The 20,115-nt window shown below is 66.2% G+C and carries 17 protein-coding genes; 5 read left to right on the top strand and 12 right to left on the bottom strand.

Translation table 11 applies throughout. The annotated features are described in order from the left end of the window. Positions 1-2 precede the first annotated feature (2 nt). Positions 3-1,091, bottom strand: a complete 1,089-nt coding sequence (locus SUTH_RS17065; RefSeq protein WP_041100978.1) for an alkene reductase — start codon at positions 1,089-1,091, stop codon at positions 3-5. 139 nt (positions 1,092-1,230) lie between these two features. Here SUTH_RS17065 and SUTH_RS17060 point away from each other — a divergent pair, with 139 nt between their 5' ends. Further along, positions 1,231-3,063 carry a diguanylate cyclase gene (locus SUTH_RS17060; RefSeq protein WP_171817398.1) on the top strand — a complete coding sequence of 611 codons (1,833 nt, stop codon included), beginning with the start codon at positions 1,231-1,233 and terminating at the stop codon, positions 3,061-3,063. Between the two features lie 12 nt (positions 3,064-3,075). On the opposite strand, the gene SUTH_RS17055 is transcribed toward SUTH_RS17060, so the two are convergent. The 7 genes from SUTH_RS17055 to SUTH_RS19480 form a co-directional block, all read right to left on the bottom strand. Next, the gene (locus tag SUTH_RS17055) at positions 3,076-3,561 is read right to left on the bottom strand and encodes a VOC family protein (protein ID WP_041102527.1); all 486 of its coding nucleotides are present in this window, start codon (positions 3,559-3,561) and stop codon (positions 3,076-3,078) included. 14 nt (positions 3,562-3,575) lie between these two features. After that, positions 3,576-9,113 (bottom strand): hybrid sensor histidine kinase/response regulator, encoded by a 5,538-nt coding sequence (locus SUTH_RS17050; RefSeq protein ID WP_041100974.1) that lies wholly within the window; start codon positions 9,111-9,113, stop codon positions 3,576-3,578. Positions 9,114-9,153: 40 nt separating this feature from the next. Continuing rightward, entirely contained in the window at positions 9,154-11,190 is a 2,037-nt protein-coding gene (locus tag SUTH_RS17045; protein WP_084207479.1) for a methyl-accepting chemotaxis protein, read from the bottom strand. Between the two features lie 21 nt (positions 11,191-11,211). Beyond that, positions 11,212-11,754: a chemotaxis protein CheW gene (locus SUTH_RS17040; protein WP_041100972.1), complete on the bottom strand. Its 543-nt coding sequence runs from the start codon at positions 11,752-11,754 to the stop codon at positions 11,212-11,214. Positions 11,755-11,764: 10 nt separating this feature from the next. Beyond that, entirely contained in the window at positions 11,765-12,130 is a 366-nt protein-coding gene (locus tag SUTH_RS17035; protein ID WP_041100971.1) for a response regulator, read from the bottom strand. 33 nt (positions 12,131-12,163) lie between these two features. Continuing rightward, the gene (locus SUTH_RS17030; protein WP_041102523.1) at positions 12,164-12,520 is read right to left on the bottom strand and encodes a response regulator; all 357 of its coding nucleotides are present in this window, start codon (positions 12,518-12,520) and stop codon (positions 12,164-12,166) included. A 199-nt stretch (positions 12,521-12,719) separates the two neighbouring features. Then, positions 12,720-12,914 (bottom strand): hypothetical protein, encoded by a 195-nt coding sequence (locus SUTH_RS19480; RefSeq protein ID WP_148312965.1) that lies wholly within the window; start codon positions 12,912-12,914, stop codon positions 12,720-12,722. On the opposite strand from SUTH_RS19480, the gene thiD reads away from it, so the two are divergent. The 4 genes from thiD to sugE all read left to right on the top strand — a co-directional run bounded on the left by thiD (position 12,913) and on the right by sugE (position 16,153). Beyond that, the gene (gene thiD / locus SUTH_RS17025) at positions 12,913-13,773 is read left to right on the top strand and encodes a bifunctional hydroxymethylpyrimidine kinase/phosphomethylpyrimidine kinase (RefSeq protein ID WP_041100970.1); all 861 of its coding nucleotides are present in this window, start codon (positions 12,913-12,915) and stop codon (positions 13,771-13,773) included. The genes SUTH_RS19480 and thiD overlap by 2 nt on opposite strands. Before the next feature lie 30 nt (positions 13,774-13,803). Next, positions 13,804-14,439, top strand: a complete 636-nt coding sequence (gene thiE, locus SUTH_RS17020; RefSeq protein WP_041100969.1) for a thiamine phosphate synthase — start codon at positions 13,804-13,806, stop codon at positions 14,437-14,439. 68 nt (positions 14,440-14,507) lie between these two features. Further along, on the top strand, positions 14,508-15,785 hold the full coding sequence (gene hemL, locus SUTH_RS17015) for a glutamate-1-semialdehyde 2,1-aminomutase (RefSeq protein WP_041100966.1): 1,278 nt from the start codon (positions 14,508-14,510) through the stop codon (positions 15,783-15,785). A 29-nt stretch (positions 15,786-15,814) separates the two neighbouring features. Continuing rightward, positions 15,815-16,153: a quaternary ammonium compound efflux SMR transporter SugE gene (sugE, locus tag SUTH_RS17010; RefSeq protein ID WP_041100961.1), complete on the top strand. Its 339-nt coding sequence runs from the start codon at positions 15,815-15,817 to the stop codon at positions 16,151-16,153. Positions 16,154-16,157: 4 nt separating this feature from the next. Here sugE and SUTH_RS17005 read toward each other — a convergent pair whose 3' ends face one another. The 4 genes from SUTH_RS17005 to SUTH_RS16990 all read right to left on the bottom strand — a co-directional run bounded on the left by SUTH_RS17005 (position 16,158) and on the right by SUTH_RS16990 (position 20,065). Continuing rightward, on the bottom strand, positions 16,158-17,576 hold the full coding sequence (locus SUTH_RS17005; RefSeq protein WP_084207478.1) for a magnesium and cobalt transport protein CorA: 1,419 nt from the start codon (positions 17,574-17,576) through the stop codon (positions 16,158-16,160). 84 nt (positions 17,577-17,660) lie between these two features. Then, positions 17,661-18,356: a monofunctional biosynthetic peptidoglycan transglycosylase gene (mtgA, locus tag SUTH_RS17000; RefSeq protein WP_041100959.1), complete on the bottom strand. Its 696-nt coding sequence runs from the start codon at positions 18,354-18,356 to the stop codon at positions 17,661-17,663. Further along, positions 18,353-19,189, bottom strand: a complete 837-nt coding sequence (gene aroE / locus SUTH_RS16995; protein WP_041100957.1) for a shikimate dehydrogenase — start codon at positions 19,187-19,189, stop codon at positions 18,353-18,355. Before aroE ends, mtgA begins: the two co-directional genes overlap by 4 nt. Positions 19,190-19,192: 3 nt before the next feature. Continuing rightward, on the bottom strand, positions 19,193-20,065 hold the full coding sequence (locus SUTH_RS16990; RefSeq protein WP_041100955.1) for an energy transducer TonB: 873 nt from the start codon (positions 20,063-20,065) through the stop codon (positions 19,193-19,195). Positions 20,066-20,115: the final 50 nt, after the last annotated feature.

The following is a 20,115-nucleotide window of genomic DNA, read 5'->3' as shown; positions in this document are numbered from 1 at the left end:
ACTCAGAGCGGAGGGTAGTCCGTGTAGCCCTTTTCACCCGGCGCATAGAAGGTGGCGGCGTCCCACTTGTTGAGCGGGGCATCGCGGCGCAGGCGCTCGACGAGGTTCGGATTGGCGATGAAGGGCTTGCCGATCGCGATCAGGTCGGCGTGGCCGCGCGTCAGGATCGCTTCGCAGGCCGCCGGCGTCTTGAAGCCGCCGCAGGCGATCAGCGCGCCGTGGAAGGCGTCGCGCAGCGCCGGCATCATCGAATGCGCGGCATCGTGAATCCAGTCCGCGCTCTGGCAGTAGATATGCAGAAAGCCTATGCCGCGCCGGTTCAGTTCGCGCGCCAGCCACGGATACGTCACCAGCGGCTCGGGGTCGGCGACCATGTCGTTGGCCACCCCATACGGCGACTGGCGCACGGCGATGCGCTCCGGCGCGACTTCCGCCGCCACCGCATCGACCACTTCCAGCAGCAGGCGGTAGCGATTGGCCAGCGAGCCGCCGTAGGCATCGTTGCGGTCGTTCAGCGCCGGGCAGCGGAACTGGTCGAGCAGATAGCCGTTGGCGCCGTGGATCTCGACGCCGTCGAAGCCCGCCTGCATGGCGAGTTTTGCGGCATGGGCAAACTCGGCCACGACGCCGCGAATCTCCTGCAGGCTCAGCGCTTGCGGCTGGCCGCAGGGGGCGGGCACGGGCCTGCCGTCGGGGCCTGGAATCATGGTCTGCGTTGCCGCGGGTTTGATCGAGACACCAGCCGGCGCACTGCCGTCGGCATGCAGCGCGGAATGTGCGACGCGGCCGCAATGCCACAGCTGGGCGAATATTTTTCCGTCTGCGGCGTGCACCGCGTCGGTCACCCGTTTCCAGCCAGCCGCCTGCGATTCGTTCCACAGCGCCGGCGTGTTGATGTATCCGCGCGCGCGATCGGAAACCGGCACGCCCTCCGAGATGATCAGGCCGGCGCTGGCGCGCTGGCGGTAGTATTCCACGATCATGGCGTTGGGCACGGCGTCCGCATGGTCGGCGCGGCAACGGGTCATGGGCGCCATGGCGATGCGGTTGGCGAGTCGAAGGGCGGAATTCGAATAGGGATCGAAGAGCATGGCAGTGTTGAAAGAGTGATTGAAAGGCCGATTCTACCGAACTGATGGAGCATGTCTGTACGCGCCGGCACCGGCGCCGACGCCGGCGGACGCGGCCGTTCGGTTAGAATTTGAAGCGTATTCCAACCGGATGCTTGCTGTGCCGCGCATTTCCGTTTTGCTGTTCCTGTTGTGCTGCTGGCTCTGCCACGGCGGTACAGCGCTCGCCGGCGTCAGGCTGGCGCCAGGTGTCGCGTCCCTGGCCCTTGCGGCGGATGTGGCGGTCCTGGAGGATCCGGGCGGACACATGTCGCTCGCTGACGTTCAGGCCCGCGCCGCCGACTTCCAGCCCTCGCGGTTGCGCGGCGATGCGGCGATCAACTTCGGCTATTCTTCCTCCGCCTGGTGGTTGCGTTTCGACGTCGAGGCCGGCCCCGCTGTTGCGCGCGACTGGATGCTGGAGGTGGGCTTCCCCACGCTGGACCGCGTGGACTTTTTCGGTCCCGGCGGCGAGCATCTGAGCGCCAGCGACCTGTTGCCTTTTGCCGCGCGCCCGGTGAAGCATCGCAACTTCGTGTTTCCGCTGCGCCTCGGTGAGACGGGCACCAATACGGTCTGGCTGCGTGTCGCTTCTGAGGGTTCGCTGACGGTTCCCTTGCGTTTGTGGCAAGCCGAGGCATTTCGGGAGGAGTCGCACACCAGCTACGCCGTGCTGTCGGTCTACTTCGGCATGCTGCTGTCGCTCGCGCTCTATAACCTGCTGCTGTGGTTTTCGCTGCGCGACAGCACCTATCTCACCTACGTCCTGTTTGCCGCCAGCATGGCCGTCGGACAGCTTTCCCTCAACGGCCTGGGCAATGAATTCCTCTGGCCCCACTGGCCGGCCTGGGGCAATGCCGCCTTCAGCACCGGCTTTGCCGCGACCGGGCTGTTCGGCGCGTTGTTCACGCGCGCCTTCCTCGCGACGCGGCGCAACGCGCCACGTCTCGATGGCGCCGTGATCGGCCTGGCGGCACTGTTCGCGCTGTGCATGCTGGCGCCCCTCGTCGCACCCTACCGCCTGGCGGCGATTCTGACGTCGCTGACCGGCGTCACGTTTTCCCTGGTCGCGGTGATTGCCGGCTTGCGCTGCTGGCGCAAGGGCCAGCCCGGCGCACGCATCTTTCTGCTGGCCTGGACGCTGCTGCTGCTGGGCGTCGGCATCGTCGGCTTGCGCAACCTGAACCTGCTGCCGACCACGTTCTTCAGCTTCTATGCGATTCAAATCGGATCGGCGCTGGAAATGCTGCTGCTGTCGTTTGCCCTGGCGGACCGCATCAACGGCCTGCGTCGCGAAAAGGATCTGGCGCAGGGCGAGGCGCTGGCCGTCAAGCAGCAACTGGTGGGCGCCCTGCAACGCTCCGAAGCGAGCCTTGAGCAGCGAGTCGAGGAGCGCACCGAGGAACTCGAAGCAGCCAACGCACGCTTGCGCGAGAACGAGCGCCAGCTGCAGGCGCTGGCCCATACCGATACGCTGACGGGCCTTCCCAACCGACTGCTGCTCGATGCGCGCCTGCTGCAATCAATGCAGCAGGCGCGGCGCACGCATGGGCAGGTCGCGTTGCTGCTGGTGGATCTCGATCAGTTCAAGCCGATCAACGACGGCTACGGCCATGCCATCGGCGACGAAGTGCTGCGCTGCACGGCGGACCGTCTCAAGGCGGCGGTGCGCGAGGTTGATACGGTGGCGCGCCTGGGCGGTGACGAGTTCGTCGTCGTGTTGACCGGGCTCGGCGGCGGCGCCGATGCCGAACGCCTGGCGCAGAAGCTTGTGGCCAGCCTCGGCGAACCGATGCGGGTGCTTGGCTTGCCGCTGGAAATCGGCGCCAGCATCGGCATTGCGCTATTCACCGGCGGCGAACTGTCTCCCGCCGAACTGATGCGGCGCGCGGATCAGGCGATGTATGCGGCGAAGGATGCGGGCCGCGGCTGCTACCGGGTGTTTGCCGCCTAGCCGTCGGCGCGATCAGGCGAATCGCGCAAAGGCTGCCGTCACTTCCGGCGGCGCCTGCACCAGTTCGATCAGCACGCCTTCTCCGGCAATCGGGAACTGCTCGTTGGCCTTGGGATGGAGGAAAGTGATGTCGTAGCCGGCGGCGCCCTTGCGAATGCCGCCCGGCGCGAAGCGCACGCCTTGCGCCGTGAGCCATTCCACGGCGGCCGGCAGATCGTCGATCCAGAGCCCGACGTGATTGAGCGGCGGTTCGTGCACGGCAGGCTTCTTCGCCGGATCGAGCGGCTGCATCAGATCGACTTCCACCTTGAACGGGCCGCTGCCCATGGCGGTGATGTCTTCATCCACGTTCTCGCGCTCGCTGACGAAGTTGCCCGTCACCGCCAGGCCGAACATCTCGACCCAGAGCTTCCTCAGGCGGTCCTTGGAGGGGCCGCCGATGGCGATCTGCTGGATGCCGAGTACCTTGAAGGGGCGTGCGCTTGCGGTCTGGGTCATGATGGGTCCGGCGGTCACTGTTTCTGGTCGATGCACTCGCGTATGCAGCCCAGCAGTTCTTCTTCGTCGTAGGGCTTGCCCAGATAGTGATTGACGCCGATTTCCGCCGCATGCTGGCGGTGCTTGTCGGCGGTGCGCGAGGTGATCATGATGATCGGAATATGCTTCAGGCGATTGTCGGCGCGGATGTTGCGCGCCAGATCGAAGCCGTCCATGCGCGGCATTTCGATGTCCAGCAGCATGACATCGGGCATCACTTCGCCAAGCTGCTCCAGCGCATCCACGCCGTCCTTGGCCGTCAGCACGTGATAGCCGTGGCGCGCGAGCAGGCGTCCGCTGATCTTGCGTACGGTGAGCGAATCGTCGACCACCATCACCGAGGCCGCCGTGGCTGCCTGGACGATCTGGGTTTCGGTCGGCGCGGGCGCGACCTCGACCGGGACATTGGCGCGTTCGACGGCACGCGCCGCCAGGCCGACCGGGTTCAGAATCAGCGCCACCTCGCCATTGCCCAGCACGGTGGCGCCCGCCAGGCCGGGCACGCGGGCGAGCTGCGGCCCGACGGCCTTGACCACGACTTCCTGGTTGCCGCTAAGGCTGTCGACTTCGAGCGCGACGCGTTCGGTTCCGCCCTTGACCAGCAGGATCCAGTGCCGCCGTGCCGGTGGCGGCGTGGCTCCCTTTTCGCCGAGCAGTACCGGGAGATAATGGTAGGGATAACGATTTCCCAGCCACTCGGTACCGCCTGTGCTGCGTATCTGCGCCGCGGCGTCGGGCTTGTGGGCGGTGGCCTGCTCGATCATGGATGACGGAATGGCGTAGATCCGGTTGCCGGCGGTGACCAGCACCGCTTGCGTTACGGCCAGGGTCAGCGGCAGGTAGATGCGGAAGGTGGAGCCCTTGCCGGTGACGGTGGCGACCTCGATGCGGCCGCCGAGGCTGGCGGTCTCGCTCTTCACCACGTCCATGCCGACGCCGCGTCCGGCGAGCGCCGTGAGCTCGCTGGCGGTGGAGAAGCCGGGCTGGAAGATCAGCTGCGTCAGGGTTGCTTCGTCGGTTTCGGCGTCCGCTGTGATCAGGCCGTTTTCGATGGCGCGCTGGCGAATGCGCGGGAAGTTGAGGCCGGCGCCGTCGTCGGCGATGGACACCACGATTTCGTTGCCCTCCTGCGCCAGCGAGAGGGAAATCTGGCCGATCGGTTCCTTGCCGGCGGCGGCGCGCGCGGCGCTTTCTTCCAGGCCGTGGGCGACGCTGTTGCGCAGCAGGTGCTCGAGCGGGCCGGCCATCTTGTCCAGCACCGAGCGGTCGATTTCAGTCTGGCCGTGGCGGATGTCGAGGTTGGCGCGCTTGCCGGAGTCCTTGGCGGCCTGGCGCACCACGCGATGCAGGCGCTCGGCCAGGCTCTCGAAGGGCACCATGCGCACGCCCATCATGCGCTGCGACAGTTCGCGGGAAAGGCGCGCCTGTGCGGCGACGGCGGCGTTGGCGTGGTCGAGGTTGCGCAGCAGGTTCTGCTGCACGGTGGCGACGTCGTTCACGCTCTCGGCCATCATCCGCGTCACTTCCTGGAAGCGGGTGAAGCGGTCGAATTCGAGCGGGTCGAACTCCTGCGCGCGTTCGGTGGCCAGTGCCTGCTGCGACTGCATCTGCGATTCGGCCTGGATTTCGACTTCGCGCAACTGCTTGCGCAGGCGAATGACGTTTTCCGTGAGTTCGAGCAGCGAGGCCTTCAGCGCCAGCATTTCGCCCTCGATCCGGCCGCGGGCAATGGCGACTTCGCCGGCCTCATTCACCAACTGGTCGACCAGGTCCGCACGTACCCGCAGATGCACCTGCGGCGCGGGCACGAAGGCGGGGGCGTGGGCGGGGTGGGCCGCGGCGGGGGCATGCGCCTCCGCTGCGACTGCCGTTCCGCGTTCGGTTTGCGGCGCTTCGGGTGCCGCCGATTCGACGACGGCGCCCGCGGCAGGATGCGCCGGCTCTTCCGCTTCCGGCCGGGCGGCTTCGGGATTGCGCAGATGCTCGATCAGCATCGCGGCACGGTCGTAGGAAGTTTCCAGTCCGTCGATGGTGGCCGGCTGCACCGACTTCATCGCGGTCGCCTGCTCGATGCGGTCTTCCATCGAATGCAGCAGTTCGCCGCAGCCCATGGCGCCAGCCATCCGGGCACTGCCCTTGAGCGTATGCAGCGCGCGCTGGAGCATGCGCGAGATCTCGGAATCGGTCGGAGCGGCACGCCAGTTGCGCAGCCCCTCGCCGATCTCGCGCATCAGGTCGACGCTTTCTTCGAGGAACAGCGGCAACACCTGCGGGTCGATTTCGTCCTCGATCCGCGCGGCGCGGCGCTCGGCTGCCGTCAGGGTGATTTCCGGCACGGCCGGTTCGACAGGCTCCTCGGCGGATGGCTCGGCGACGGATTCGGCCGACGGTTCGAACGAGGTGGCATCGACCGGCGTCATCGCGTTCAGTTCGGTGGCGAGCGCCGCTTCCTCGCCGGGCATGCGGCGCTCGGCGACGGCACCCAGCATGCCTTCGAGGGCGCCGGCGCAGCGGGCGAAAATGAAACGTTGGGAATCGGTCGGGCTTGCCTCGACCAGCGACAGGCGCACCAGCGCATCTTCCAGCGCACGGGCGAGAGCCGAAATCGGCATCATGCCGACCGCGGCCGAAATGCTGGCCGTGGTGTGGGCGGCGCGGATGACGTCATTGTCGGGCACCACTTCAAGGCCAAGATTGGCCTGCAGCGTGGCGATGTGTTCGCGCGTCTCGTCGAGATAAAGGTTGTAGAGCGTCGGGGACACCTCGACGTCGCCGACGCGGATTGGCGGGGGCGCGGGGAAGGAGACGACTTCGGCCGTGGGCGCGGGCTCGGGTACGATTTCCTCCGGCACGGCTTCTACGGGCGCGGCCTCTTCGAGCACGACTTCTTCGGGTGCGGCCTCTTCAATAGTCGGCGCTGGCGGTACGGCGATTTCTTCCGCGAAGACTTCTTCGACAGTCGGAACCTGCTCTGCCGCGACTTCCTCGACCGCGATTTCTTCGACGGGCGCAGCTTCCTCGACCGGCGGAATCGGCGCGGCGATTTCTTCGGGTGCGGCAATTTCGAGCGCGATTTCTTCTTCGGGCGCAGCTTCTTCGATAGAGGGTGTCGGCGCTGCTGGCTCTTCGGCTGCCGCCATTTCGGCCGCGGCCTCTTCCTCGGGGGCGATTTCCTCGACAGTCGGCGCTGGCGCTACGGCGGTTTCGGCTTCGACATCTTCGGCACCGCCCAGGATATTGCAGCGGTGGATCAGTTCGGCAGCGTCGAAATGGCTGCCGCCGCCGGCTTCGAGTTGCATGACCCATTGCTTGAAAATGCCGGCGGCGAGATCCAGCGTTTCCAGCAGGGCGGGCGTGGCCGGACGTGTCTCGTGCAGCCAGCCGTTCATGACCTGTTCCACGGCCCAGGCGGCTTCACCCAGATCGGTCAGGCCAACCATGCGGCCGCTGCCCTTCAGGGTATGGAAGCTGCGGCGCAGTGTGACCAGTGCCTCCTGGTTGCCGGGCGTGGCACGGACCACGGGCAGATGCTCGTTGATGGTGGCCAGCACCTCGTTGGCTTCTTCGAGGAATATCGAGAGCAGTTCCGCGTCGAGTTCTTCCTCGCTGGCATCCACCAGGCGCGAGGCTTCGGCCGATGGGGCAGGGGCTTCGACGGGCGCTGCCGGCGCAGGAGGTGCCGGCGCAGGTTCCGGCGCGGCTTCGAAACCTTCGACTTCGAAGTCGGGCAGCGCCTCTTCGGCTACCGGCGCTTCGTCGGCAGCGGGCTCTGCCACCTGAATCGGGGCAGCGAGTTCTTCGGGCGGCGCCAACGCCGGCACCACAACGGCTTCGGCTTCCTCGCGGACCGGATGGGCGACGGGCGGTGGTTCAAGGATGGCGTCAATGTCGGCTGCGCCGCCTTGCAACTGCGTGACGAAGAAGCCCAGTGCCGAAAGCTTCTTCGCCACGTCTTCGAAATCGCCGGCCCGTGCCGCGAATCCGGGCTCTGCGAAACGCTCGATGGCGTTCGCGCATTCGCCGAGGATGGTGTTGGCCCGATCCTGGCCGAGCACCAGAAGCGCGCCCTGAATCTGGCGAATGGGCTGTTTGAGCGCGGCCAGGGTGGCCTGGCGCGAGGGATCGCGGAAGAAGGCATCCAGCGTCTGTTCGATGGTGCCGAGATTGGAACGGATTTCGCGCGCCACCGATTCGAGCAGCAGGCGTTCCTGCGCGCGGCGCGACATGGCGTCCAGATGCGGCAGTTCCAGCATGCCGAGTTCTTCGCCGCGACCCAGCGCGGCGAGGCGGCTGACGACGGCGTCCGCGGAGTGCGCGAAGTCTGCGTCGAGCGTCTGGAAGTTTTCCAGGACGGATTCGGCCAGCAGCAGTGCCGTGGCCATCTCCAGCGCCATGCTTTCGTTGTGTCGGGTCGGGTCGCGGCGCAACTGGTCAGCCTGTTCGAGAATCGCGGCGCTCAAGCGCGCGTAGTCCGTCTGACCGGTGGCGGCGCCCTCTTCGGCGATCTTCGCCGCATGCTCATGGAAGGGCGGCAGCGCGGCGGCGGTGCCGGCGCACAGGCGGTTCCAGTCTTCCTTGGCGGCCGCCAGCAACTCGCGCAAGCGACGAATGTGCGGCAGCAGCCTTTCGGTCTCCGAGGGCGTCGCGGTCGGCACCATGCCTTCCAGGCGGTAGGCGGCGCGCACGATGGCCAGTGCTTCGCCACCCGCCGTGGCGCAGGCGGCGAGGTACAGCGCCTCGCGCATGTGCTGTTCGTCGGCTTCGGCCTTGCCCTCGGCCAGTTTCTTGATCTGCGCACCGAGGCGCATGGCGAAGCGTTTTGCGTCCGTTGCGTCGGGCAGGCCGTCGGCCGCCAGTGCATCGAGCACACCCAGCGCGATCCACCAGTAGGCGCGTGCCGCCGGCGTGCCACGCGTCATTTCGATCATGGCGACCGAGACCTTCATCTCGGCGATGCCCTTGGGATCGCTCTTGATCCACTTCAGCAGGCCGCGCTCGAAGCCCAGGCGCGCCGCCTTGAGGCGCGCCGCAAGGGCTTCGGCGGCGAGCGGGGCGGGTTCCCTTTCGCGTTTCGGCGGCCGCTGGGTGAGATCGGGGAAGAACAGTTCGGCCGGCCCCGGCGCCGGTTGGCCGCGCGCCACGACCATGGCGCGATAAGGCACAAAAAGCTTCAGCGGCTGGTTGGGGTGGCCGGCCATCAGGTCGTCGAGATAGCCGCGCAACGCGGTAAAGCCGCTTTGCGCCGCGGTCACGGCGGCGCCGGCATCCGGCGTCGTATCGTCGGCCAGCGCGGCCAGCAATTTCTCGATCGCGTCGGCAAATTCTGTGATGCCGTCAAGGCCGACAATGGCCAGTGCGCCATGCGCCTGGTGCATGCTGGCGCGCGCCTTCTTCAGGCCGTCTCCCGAGGGATCGGTGGCATGGGCGGAAAGGTCATGCCCGGCGCGTTCCAGCGCAAGGTCGATTTCACCCTTGACCCAGGACAGCGGACCGATGTCGAGATCCATGCTCATGAAAAACCGTTCAGCACGCGATGATTGCGGGAGGCTCTCTTCACACCTTGAAGCCCGAGACCGAGCCCTTCAGTTCGACGGCGAGCTCGGTAAGCTCGCCAATCGATACGGCGGTTTCCTTGGTGCTGGTGGTGGTCTGGCCGGTAATTCGCAGAATGCTCTGCATCGAGTCCGCCACCTGGGTAGCGATGTCGGCCTGGGCCTGGGTGTCGCTGGAGATCGCCTGAATCAGCCGGGCAAGATCCTGCGACACGCTTGAGATTTCGTTCAGCGCCTGACCGGCGGCGTCCGACAGCTTGGCTCCTTCGACCACGCCCTGCGTCGAATATTCCATGGCGGCCACGGCGTCGTGGGTGTCGGTCTGAATCGTCTTGACGATGGCGGCAATCTGCTTGGTCGCCTCGCCGGAGCGTTCGGCCAGTCGCTGCACTTCTTCCGCAACCACCGAGAAGCCCCGTCCCGCCTCGCCGGCCGAGGCGGCCTGGATGGCGGCGTTCAAGGCCAGCACGTTGGTCTGTTCCGTAATGTCGGAAATCAGTTCCACGATTTCGCCGATCTCCTGCGAGGATTCGCCCAGGCGTTTGATCCGCTTCGAGGTTTCCTGGATCTGGGTGCGGATTTCATTCATGCCCGAGATCGAGTTCGACACGGCCGCGGCGCCCTTCTGCGCGGCTTCAAGCGAGGCGCGCGCCACGCGGGCCGATTCCAGCGCCGAGGACGACACGGTCTTCATCGAGTTGGCCATTTCAAGAACCACGGCGTTGGCGTTCTGGATCTGGTCCGACTGTACCTGGGTGGCCGCGAGCAGATCGTTGGAGGTGCTTTGCGCGGCGCTGGAGGCGCGGGTCACGCGTTCGGCCGCGTCGTTGATGCGTCGTACCAGCACGGCGAGTTCTTCAACCGTGTAGTTCACCGAGTCGGCAATGGCGCCGGTGATGTCCTCTGACACGGTGGCGCGGATGGTCAGGTCACCGTCGGCCAGGTCGCCCATTTCGTTCATCAGACGCAAAATGGCGCCCTGCGTCGCATCCTTGGCGGATTCCGCGAGGCGGCGCTGGTGGTCGGCTTCGTCGCTGCGGCGCATGCCTTCGTCGTTGAAGGCTTTCACCATCAGCACCAGCATCACCAGGGCCAGCGAGCCGAAGATGGCGGCCGAGAAGGAGGTGGCGCTCTGCTCGGTGATTTCGTTCTCGTAAGCCTTGACCAGGTCCGCGGTATTTTCAGCGATTTTGCGCGAACCGGAAACCAGGGCGACGCTTGCCGTGCGGGCGCTCGACAGGGGTTTGAGGTTGCCGGACAGCACGGGCACCGCCGGCTGCATGGCCTTCAGGCTTTTGGCCAGCTGGGTATCGGCGGGGGCCAGTTCCTGAGCGAGCGTGATGTCCTTGGCCAGTTGTGCGGCCATCGCTTCGTCGAAGCCCGGTGCCCAGGCAAGGTGGGTGGAGGCTCGCAGGATCCGCTCCGTCAGGCCGGGCAGTTTGCCGCCGATGGCATCCGCCGCGGCGCTCATGCCCGCGCCATTCTGCACCGCTTCCCTGGCAAGACGCCCGATTGCCGTGAAGCGGGTTTCCTGTGCCAGCAACTGACTGATGATCTCGTCCTGCTTGACCCATGCCGCGCGCAAGGTGTCGAGCGCCGGGCGCGTTTCCAGGCTGGTGGCCGAGACCTTGATGCCCCTGATTTCTCCGCCTTCGATCAGGCCCTCGATCAGCCTGTTGAAGTTGTCGCGTGCGTCGCGCAGCTCGGTGAAGCCTTCCGCCTGGCCCTGCATGGCATTCTGGGTGGCCTTGGGAATCTGCTGGGTCAGCGGCGAGATGTGGCTGACGACGGACAGGTAGGTGGTGCCCCGGGTGGTTGCCTGGCCCTGCATGAAGATTGCCGCGATGGTGATCAGCAGGCTGATCAGGAAAACCGTGCCAAGGATGCGGAACTGGGTCTCGATATCGAGCTGGCCGATCAATGGCAAGCCTTTCCGGCGCCGGTCGGCCTCGGGCGCCGCCCTGGTTACGGCGGCTTCGGGCGAATCCTTGCCGCGGCGGTCGAAGTTCGGCAAGGTGAAGGGCAGCTTGAAGGCCATGGAGTGTCCTTTCCGGAACGCTCAGAGAGCGATATCGAGATAGTTGGGGTCGGCCAGCAGTGCCGGGATGCGCAACTGGGTCCAGGTGACATCTTGTGCATCCTTGAAGCGGCCGCCCAGCCAGGGCGCCGTGTCGCCGGCGCCGACTCTGGCTTCGCCTGCCGCATGCATCTGCAACTGCGGACGCAGTCCCAGCGCGCGACGCACCAGCAGTGCGCTGTTGATGCCGTGTCGCGCGCCGACCAGCAACAGCCGTGACTGCGCGTTGATCGGCGTCGGCGCGCCGCCGCGCCAGGCGGAAAAGTCCACCACGCTGTAGAGCACGCCGCGAATGTTGGCGATGCCGGCGAACCACGGCTTGGTCAGCGGCGCCGGCGTGAGCTGCGGCAAAGGCGACACCTCGCCCGAGTCGGCCAGGTCGATCAGCCAGTGGCTGCCGCCCGGCAGGTCATCGGCGCCGGATTCGACGCCCAGCAAGGCCTGGCCGCCTTCGCCGCGTCGTGCGGAGACCAGGCGCTCGGAAAGGCCTTGCTGGAATTCGCGCAGACTGATGCGCTTCGCCATATCGGTCGCTTTATCCCAGCGCGGCGATCTTGGCCAGCAGAGCCTGGCCATCCACCGGTTTGACGACGTAATCGTGCGCGCCCTGGCGCATGCCCCAGACCTTGTCGGTCTCCTGGTCCTTGGTGGTGCAGATGATGACCGGGATGTCCTTGGTCGCATCATCCCGCGACAGCGCGCGGGTGGCCTGGAAGCCGTTGGTGCCCGGCATCACCACGTCCATCAGGATGAGGTCGGGCTTGATCTGCTTGGCGCGCTCGATGCCTTCGTCGCCGCTTTCGGCGGTGCTGACTTCGTAGCCGCTGCCTACCAGCAACTGGGTCAGGATGTGGCGTTCGGTGGGGGAATCGTCGATGATCAGAACTGTCTTGATGGGCATGATGGCTACTCGCTAATAAGAGAAGGAAACACGTCAGGGCCGCGCGGCGTGGGCGGCAACGGTTTTAAGCAGGCTGTCTTTGGTAAAAGGCTTGGTCAGATACTCGTCGGAGCCGACCATGCGCCCGCGCGCACGGTCAAACAGGCCATCCTTGGAGGAGAGCATGATCACCGGGGTGGCTGCAAACTTTGCGTTCTTCTTGATCAGCGCGCAGGTTTGATAGCCGTCGAGACGCGGCATCAGGATGTCGCAGAAAACCACGTTGGGCTGGTGATCGTTGATCTTCGCCAGCGCATCGAAGCCGTCCTCGGCCAGCACCACCTGGGCGCCGGCCTGCAGCAGGAAAATTTCCGCGGTCTTGCGGATGGTGTTCGAATCATCGATCACCATCACCTTGATGCCGGAAAGCGGGGGTGTGTCGCTCACATTACTCCATGCAGCATTCTGACTTCAATCATGGCGACCGCGGGCGGAGCTGGAACAGAAAACCAGCGCGGAAAGCCCCGCTCCTCGCGAGTACTTTCCATGTCCCCCCGTCACCCCGTTCGTTATTTTTTGCCGAGGCCAGGCTTTATATCCTTAATCATACTTAGATTTCGAGCATTTCAAAATCTTCCTTGCGGCCGCCGCATTCAGGGTTGGTCCAAGCGGGCGGTATTTCATCCCATCGAGCCGCCGCGCGTCTGTGCCGCGGGCGGGGGCGGTATGCGTTCGGATAGAATTGCACGATATTAACCCAAGCTGCCCGCCGTTCCGTGCTTCCGGGACGGATCAGGATATTCATGACCGCCGCCTCTCTTGCCAACCCGTTTCCGCCCATTGTCCTGAGCTTTGCCGCTTCCGACCCTACCGGCGGCGCGGGATTGCAGGCCGACATCCTGACGCTGGCCAGCCTCGGTTGCCACCCGCTTTCCGTTGTGACGGCGATTACCGTGCAGGACACCGCCGGCGTCGAGGGTGTGCTGCCGATCGACGCCGAATGGGTCGCCGACCAGGCCCGCGCCCTGCTGGAGGACATGCCGGTGGCGGCCTTCAAGCTGGGCATGATGGGCAGTGTCGAAGTCATCGCCGCGATTGCCGAGGTGATCTCGGACTATCCCGACATTCCCGTGGTGCTCGATCCGGTGCTGGCGTCGGGGCGCGGCGACCAGTTTGCCGACGAGGAAATGATCGAGGCCATGATCGGCCTGCTGCTGCCCCAGACCACGCTGCTGACGCCCAACAGCCTCGAAGCCAGGCGGCTTGCACAGCAGATAGGCGAGGGGAGCGAAGACAGCCGCCTCGAACTCGGCCTCGCCGAATGCGCCCATCGCCTGATCGATGCCGGATGCGAGTATGTGCTGGTCACGGGCACCCACGAGGGCACGCCGCAGGTCATCAACACGCTGTACGGCAGCCACGGCACGGTGCGCAGCGACCGCTGGGACCGCCTGCCCGGCAGCTACCATGGCTCGGGCTGCACGCTGGCGTCGGCGATTGCCGCCCATTTCGCCAGCGGGGCGGATGTGGCCGAGGCGGTCATCGGGGCGCAGGAGTACACATGGCGCACGCTGGCCGCCGGTTTTCGCCCCGGCATGGGACAATTCATCCCCGACCGTTTGTTCTGGTCGCGGGAAGGGGATGACGAAGCCGATGAAGCCTGATGTCCTGCTGCTTTCAGGGAGTGCATCCAGATGATGATCCGGGGCTTGTGCGCCGTTACCGTTGATGACCCGCTGTTGCCGCGGCTGTCGGCGCTGGTAAAGGCGGCGCTCGATGGCGGCACCCCTTTCGTCCAGTACCGCAACAAGGCCGCGCCGCGCGCCCTGCGCCGCGCGCAGGCCGCCGAAATGCTGCGCATCTGTCGCGCCTCGGGGGCAAAGCTGATCATCAACGACGACGTCTGGCTGGCGGTGGAAATCGGCGCCGACGGTGCCCACATCGGACGCGACGATGCACCGGGCGGCGCGCTGGCCGCCGCGCGCGATGCGCTGGGGCCGAAGCGGATCCTCGGCGTGTCCTGCTACAACGAACTTGCGCGCGGCGAAGAGGCCGTGAAGGCCGGGGCCGACTATCTGGCTTTCGGCAGCATGTTTGCCTCCCGCACCAAGCCCGCCGCGGTGCGGGCTCCGCTCGAAATGCTGGGCGAGGCCCGCCGCCGTTTCGGCTTGCCGATCGCCGCCATCGGCGGCATCACGCTCGACAATGCGCCGGAGGTGATCGCCGCCGGTGCCGACATGATTGCCGTGGTCAGCGACCTGTTCGACGCCATGGACATCAAGGCGCGGGCAGCGTCCTATCAGCAACTTTTTGCCGCCGTGCCGGCGTGACCCTTGCTGGCGCCGAATAAAGCGCCGTTAAAATTCGATTCCCGATCCCCGATTCCCGATCCCTGAAAATGACTCGCAACGAAGAACTCTTCTCCCGTGCCCAGAAAACCATTCCCGGTGGCGTCAACTCGCCCGTGCGCGCCTTCCGTTCCGTCGGCGGCGCACCGTGCTTTTTCGCCTCGGGCTCCGGCGCCCGGGTGCGGGACGCGGACGGCAAGGAGTACATCGACTATGTCGGTTCCTGGGGCCCGCTGATCCTCGGCCATGCCGACGCCGATACCGTGCGCGCGGTGCAGGAAGCCGCAATGAAAGGCCTTTCCTTCGGCGCGCCGACCGAGGCCGAGATCGAACTGGCCGAACTGCTGGTGCGGCGCGTGCCGAGCATGGAGATGGTGCGTCTGGTGTCGTCCGGTACCGAAGCCACCATGAGCGCGATCCGCCTGGCGCGCGGCTTCACCGGCCGCGATGCGATCATCAAGTTCGAGGGCTGCTACCACGGCCACGGCGACAGCCTGCTGGTCAAGGCCGGTTCGGGCCTCCTGACCTTCGGCAATCCCTCGTCGGCCGGCGTGCCGGCCGATCTGGCGCAGCACACCCTGGTGCTCGACTACAACGACGCGCAGGGCCTGCGCGACGCATTTGCGAAGCACGGCAAGACCATCGCCTGCGTGATCGTCGAGCCGGTGGCCGGCAACATGAACCTGATCGCGCCCAAGCCCGAATTCCTCGCCGCCATGCGCGAGCTGTGCACGCAGCATGGATCGGTGCTGATCTTCGACGAAGTCATGACCGGCTTTCGTGTCGGCCCCGGTTCGGCGCAGGGCTTGTACGGCATCACGCCGGACCTGTCGACCTTCGGCAAGGTGGTCGGCGGCGGCATGCCGCTCGGTGCCTTCGGCGGCCGCCGCGACATCATGGAAAAGATCGCGCCGCTGGGCCCCGTGTATCAGGCCGGCACGCTCTCGGGCAATCCGCTGTCGGTCGCGGCGGGCCTGGTGACGCTGAAGAAAGTCGGCGCGCCGGGCTTCTACGACGCGCTGACGGCAAAGACCAGAACCCTGGTGGATGGCCTCGCCGCCGCCGCGAAAAAGCGCGGCGTGAAATTTTCGGCGCAGTCCGTGGGCGGCATGTTCGGCGTCTATTTCGCCGCCACGCCGCCGACGTCCTATGCGGAGGTGATGGCATCCGACAAGGAGGCCTTCAACCGCTTCTTCCACGCCATGCTCGATGCCGGCTTCTATCTGGCGCCCTCGGCCTTCGAGGCCGGCTTCGTTTCGGCGGCGCACAGCGATGCCGACATCGCGGCAACGATAGCGGCCGCCGACGCGATCTTCGCGGCCGGATAAAGTCGGCGCTGGCGGTACGGCGGATTCTCATGCCGGTATTGAGTTCCACCGCTGCCTGGGCCGTGCTGCTGGTTGCCGGCCTGTGCGAGATCGCCTGGGCCATCGGCCTCAAATACACCGAAGGTTTTACCCGCCTGATTCCGAGCGCGTGGACACTGGCCGCCATGGCGGCCTCGGTGATCCTGCTGGCCTGGTCGCTGAAGACCCTGCCGGTGGGCACCGCCTATGCGGTATGGACAGGAGTCGGCGCCGTCGGTACGGCGATTCTCGGCATGCTGCTGTTCAACGAATCGCGCGAAGTGGCGCGGCTGGTCTGCATCGGCCTGATCGTGGCCGGCATCCTCGGCCTGAAACTGGTGACGAAGTAACGGCTCAGGCTTCGCGCCCGCTGCGCCGGGCGGCAAGCAGTTTCCTTGCCTTGCGGGTCTCCATCCAGCGCAGGGTGACGTAGGTGCCCCAGCCGAACAATCCCATGGCGACGACGAAGGCGCCGTAGGCCAGCGGCCAGGAAATCCCCTGGGTCATCATCGAGAACTCGCTCATGCCGCCGATGCCGGCGATGATGTTGAGCGGCACGAACACCACGCTGATGGTGGTCAGCTTGGACACGCGCTTGTTCTGGTTGATGTTGATGAAGCCGACCGTGGCGTCCATCAGGAAGTTGATCTTGCCGAACAGGAAGGAGGTGTGGCCGTCCAGCGAATCGATGTCGCGCAGGATCTGGCGCGCGTCGTCGTGCTGGTCGGTCGACATCAGCCGGCTGCGCATCAGGAAGGACAGCGCGCGGCGCGTGTCGAGCACGTTGCGCCGGATGCGGCCATTGAGGTCCTCCTCCTTGGCGATGTCGGAGAGGATCTCGGCTGCCTCGTCGTCGCTGACATGCGGCGTCAGCACGGTGCGGCCGACCTTTTCCAGCTCGGCGTAGATGTCCTCCAGCGCGTCGGCGGAGTACTCGACGTCGGCGCCGTAGAGGTCGAGCAGCACGTCCTTGCCTTCCGAGACATAGCCCGGCTGGATCCGCGCCCGCAGGCGTTGCAGGCGGAACACCGGCAGTTCCTCGTCGCGCATCGAGAACAGGATGTTGTTGTGCAGGATGAAGGCGACCGCGACGTTGCGCGACTCGTCCTCCTTGTCGAGCAGGAAGGCCGAGTGCAGATGCACCTCGCCGTTCTCCTCGATGTAGAAGCGCGCGGATTCTTCGAGGTCGGTCAGGTCGTCCGCATCCGGCAGCGTCAGCTGGAAGATTTCCGCGACCCATTGCCGTTCTTCCTTGGACGGGGCCAGCAGGTCCACCCAGATCGGCGTGGTGGCGGCGAGGGCCGCCTTGCTATCGACTTCGACCTGGCGCAGGCGACCGTTCTTCAGCTCGAAGGCGTTCACGGTAACCGGCTTGCGCGGCGCGGCCGGCGCAGCCGGCGCAACGGGGAGCGATTCGCGCAGGGTGTCGCGCAGCGCATCCGAAAGTTCGTCGAGGATTTCCTCGCCGCGGGCCTTGGCGACCAGTTCCCAGACCACCAGGCTGTCGTCCGGTGGCAGCGCTTCGAGGATGCGCGCGATGGCATCCGACGGCATCTGGTCCAGCTTGCGGCGCAACTCCTCCAGATGCTGGACATGCACCAGATTCTCGACGATGGCCTGGCGCGGGCCTTCGTGGCCCTGCCGGTGAACCACGTTCTCGACCCGCTTCTGGCGCGCCAGCAACTCCTCGACCAGGCGCAGCGTGTTCTGCTCCTCGGCGAACTGGAGTGCCTCCTGGTCGTTGTCGGCCTGATTTTCGATGTGCTCGCTCATGGCCGCCGTATTCTAGTCGCGTTCGTCATGGTCTGTTCTCAATCATCCGGCAGATGGCGCATGATTAAGAGCAGATCCTAGGGTTCATGGCACTTCGGCGTTGGGCATGCGGCCGAGAATCAACTGCGTGCGGCCGTTCATGTAGGCCGACCAGGGATTGCGTTCGTAACGGCGCGGCGCGGGCAGCATTACCGCAAGGCGTGCCGCCTGTTCGGCGCCGAGTTGCGCGGCCGGAATGCCGTAGTAGCGCCGCGCGGCGGCTTCGGCGCCGAACACGCCATCGCCCCATTCGACGACGTTGAGGTAGACCTCGAGGATGCGCCGTTTGTCCCACAGCAACTCGATCCAGACCGTGATGATGGCTTCTTCGCCCTTGCGCAGGATCGACTTGGTCGGCGACAGCAGCAGGTTCTTCGCCAGTTGCTGGGAAATGGTCGAACCGCCGGCCACCACCTTGCCCTTCTTCTGGTTCTTCTCGATGGCCTTCTGGATGCCTTCCCAGTCGAAGCCCTCGTGATCGACGAACTTGTCGTCCTCGGCGGCGATCACGGCGCGCTTCAGATGCAGCGATATTTTCTCGTAGGGCACCCATTGCCGCTTGAGTTCCGCCTTGGGATTCTTCTGCCGGGCCTCTTCCAGCCGCTGGCTCTGGAAACTGGTCGTTCCGGGATTTACCCACTTCCACCAGACTACCCAGCCCAGATACCAGCCTTGCCAGAGCAGGAGCAAGCCGACGACCGTTGCCAGTCCCAGCTTGAGCCAGCGTGGCGCCGGTCTCATGGTGTCTTGAGCGCCGCCAGCACGGATGCGGTACGCGGGCGCACGCCACGCCAGACGAAGAAGGCTTCCGCCGCCTGCTCGACCAGCATGCCGAGTCCGTCGGCGACGCGGGCGCCCGCCGCCCGGGCCTGGTTCATGAAGGGCGTTGCGCGGCCATAGACCATTTCGTAGGCGACGCAGCGCGGCGCGAACACGGCAGTCGGCAACGGCAGTACGGCGCCGCTGAGCCCCGCCGAGGTGGCGTTGATGACCAGGTCGAATGCGCGCCCGGCGAGACCGGCGAAGCCGATGCCGTCGGGTTTGACGCTGACCGCGCAGCCCGGCAGGCGGCCAAACTCCAGGGCCAGACGTGCCGCGGTTTCTTCGGTGCGATTGGCGATCACCAGTTCGGCCGGATTTTCCAGCAGCAGCGGCAGGATCACGCCGCGCGCCGCACCGCCGGCGCCCAGCAGCAGGATGCGCCGCCCGGCCGGGTCGCAGCCGAGGTTGTGCTTCAGGTCGCGCACCAGCCCCGCGCCGTCGGTGTTGTCGCCGATGATGGCACCGGCGTCGAAGCTCAGCGTATTCACCGCACCGGCGGCTTCCGCGCGCGGCGTGCGGCGCGTGGCGAGGCGGAAGGCTTCTTCCTTGAACGGCACCGTGACATTGGCGCCCCGCGCCGGCGCCGTGTCCGCGGCCATGAAGGCATCCACCGCCGCCGGGAAGCTGCCCCGCTCGACCAGAATCGCCTCGTAGCTGATGTCCTGCCCGGTCTGTGCCGCGAACAGCGCATGGATGCGGGGCGACTTGCTGTGCCCGATGGGGTTGCCGAACACGGCGTAGCGGTCAGTCATGTCTCAATCCGAACGCAGACGATCCGTGTTGGTAAAGGTCCAGGTGCGCGTGATTTCGAGCACGTCGGTGTCGCGCCGGATGGCTTCGGGGAAGGCGGCGTAGGGGGCCGCCATCTGCACGATGCGGCGCGCGGCGTCGTCGAGCAGGACTTTGCCCGAGGAGCGGCTGACCTCGACGCGGTCGAGGTCGCCATTGGCCTTGATCACCACGGTCAGCACCAGGCTGCCGTAAAGGCGGCCCTTGGCGGCATCGGGATAGTTCAGGTTGCCGATGCGCTCGATCTTCTGCCGCCAATCCTCGACGTACTGGGCGAAGCGGAATTCCTCGACCCGCGCGCCGATGAACTTCTTGCGCGGCCGCTGGTTGTATTCGTCGAGCTGGCGCGAAATCTGGCCTTCGATGCGGGCGATGGCCAGCGCGCTGCTGGCGAGGTCGGCGCCGGAACGAACCGGCTCGGTGGTCGCGGTCTGGCTGTTCTGCGCCTTGTTGGCGGCGACGGCCCGCTCGCTTTTCAGCCGCGTCATCTGCTGCTGCTGCTGCGCTTCCAGCTCGGCGACGCGGCGCTGCGCTTCGAGCAGTTCGCGGCCCTCCCTGGTATTGGGCGAGGGCGGCAGCGGCGTTTTGGCGCGGCGATCTTCCTCGGTGTTGCCGCCGCCATCAAGGTTGGCCTGCGCCTTGGCCTGCGCCTTGTCCGGCCGGTTCTTGCTCTTGCTGTTGACCAGGATGACGTCGAGCGCCCTCTCGCGCGCCTTGTCGATGAAATCCGGCGGCGTGAAATGAACGGTGAGCAGTACGGCATGAAGCGCCAGCGAAACACCCAGCGCCAGCGTCAGGTGGCGCTGCGGCGCATCCATCGCGGCGAGAAAGGCCGGCATTGGCAGCGCCGGCAGCGCGGGCCGGGAAAAGCGTGACGGGCTGGGCGGGT

Origin of the sequence: Sulfuritalea hydrogenivorans sk43H (assembly GCF_000828635.1) — a bacterium.
Classification (GTDB): domain Bacteria; phylum Pseudomonadota; class Gammaproteobacteria; order Burkholderiales; family Rhodocyclaceae; genus Sulfuritalea; species Sulfuritalea hydrogenivorans.
The sequence above is the reverse complement of the archived record's forward strand: the minus strand, read 5'-3'. Positions and strand labels throughout refer to the sequence as shown.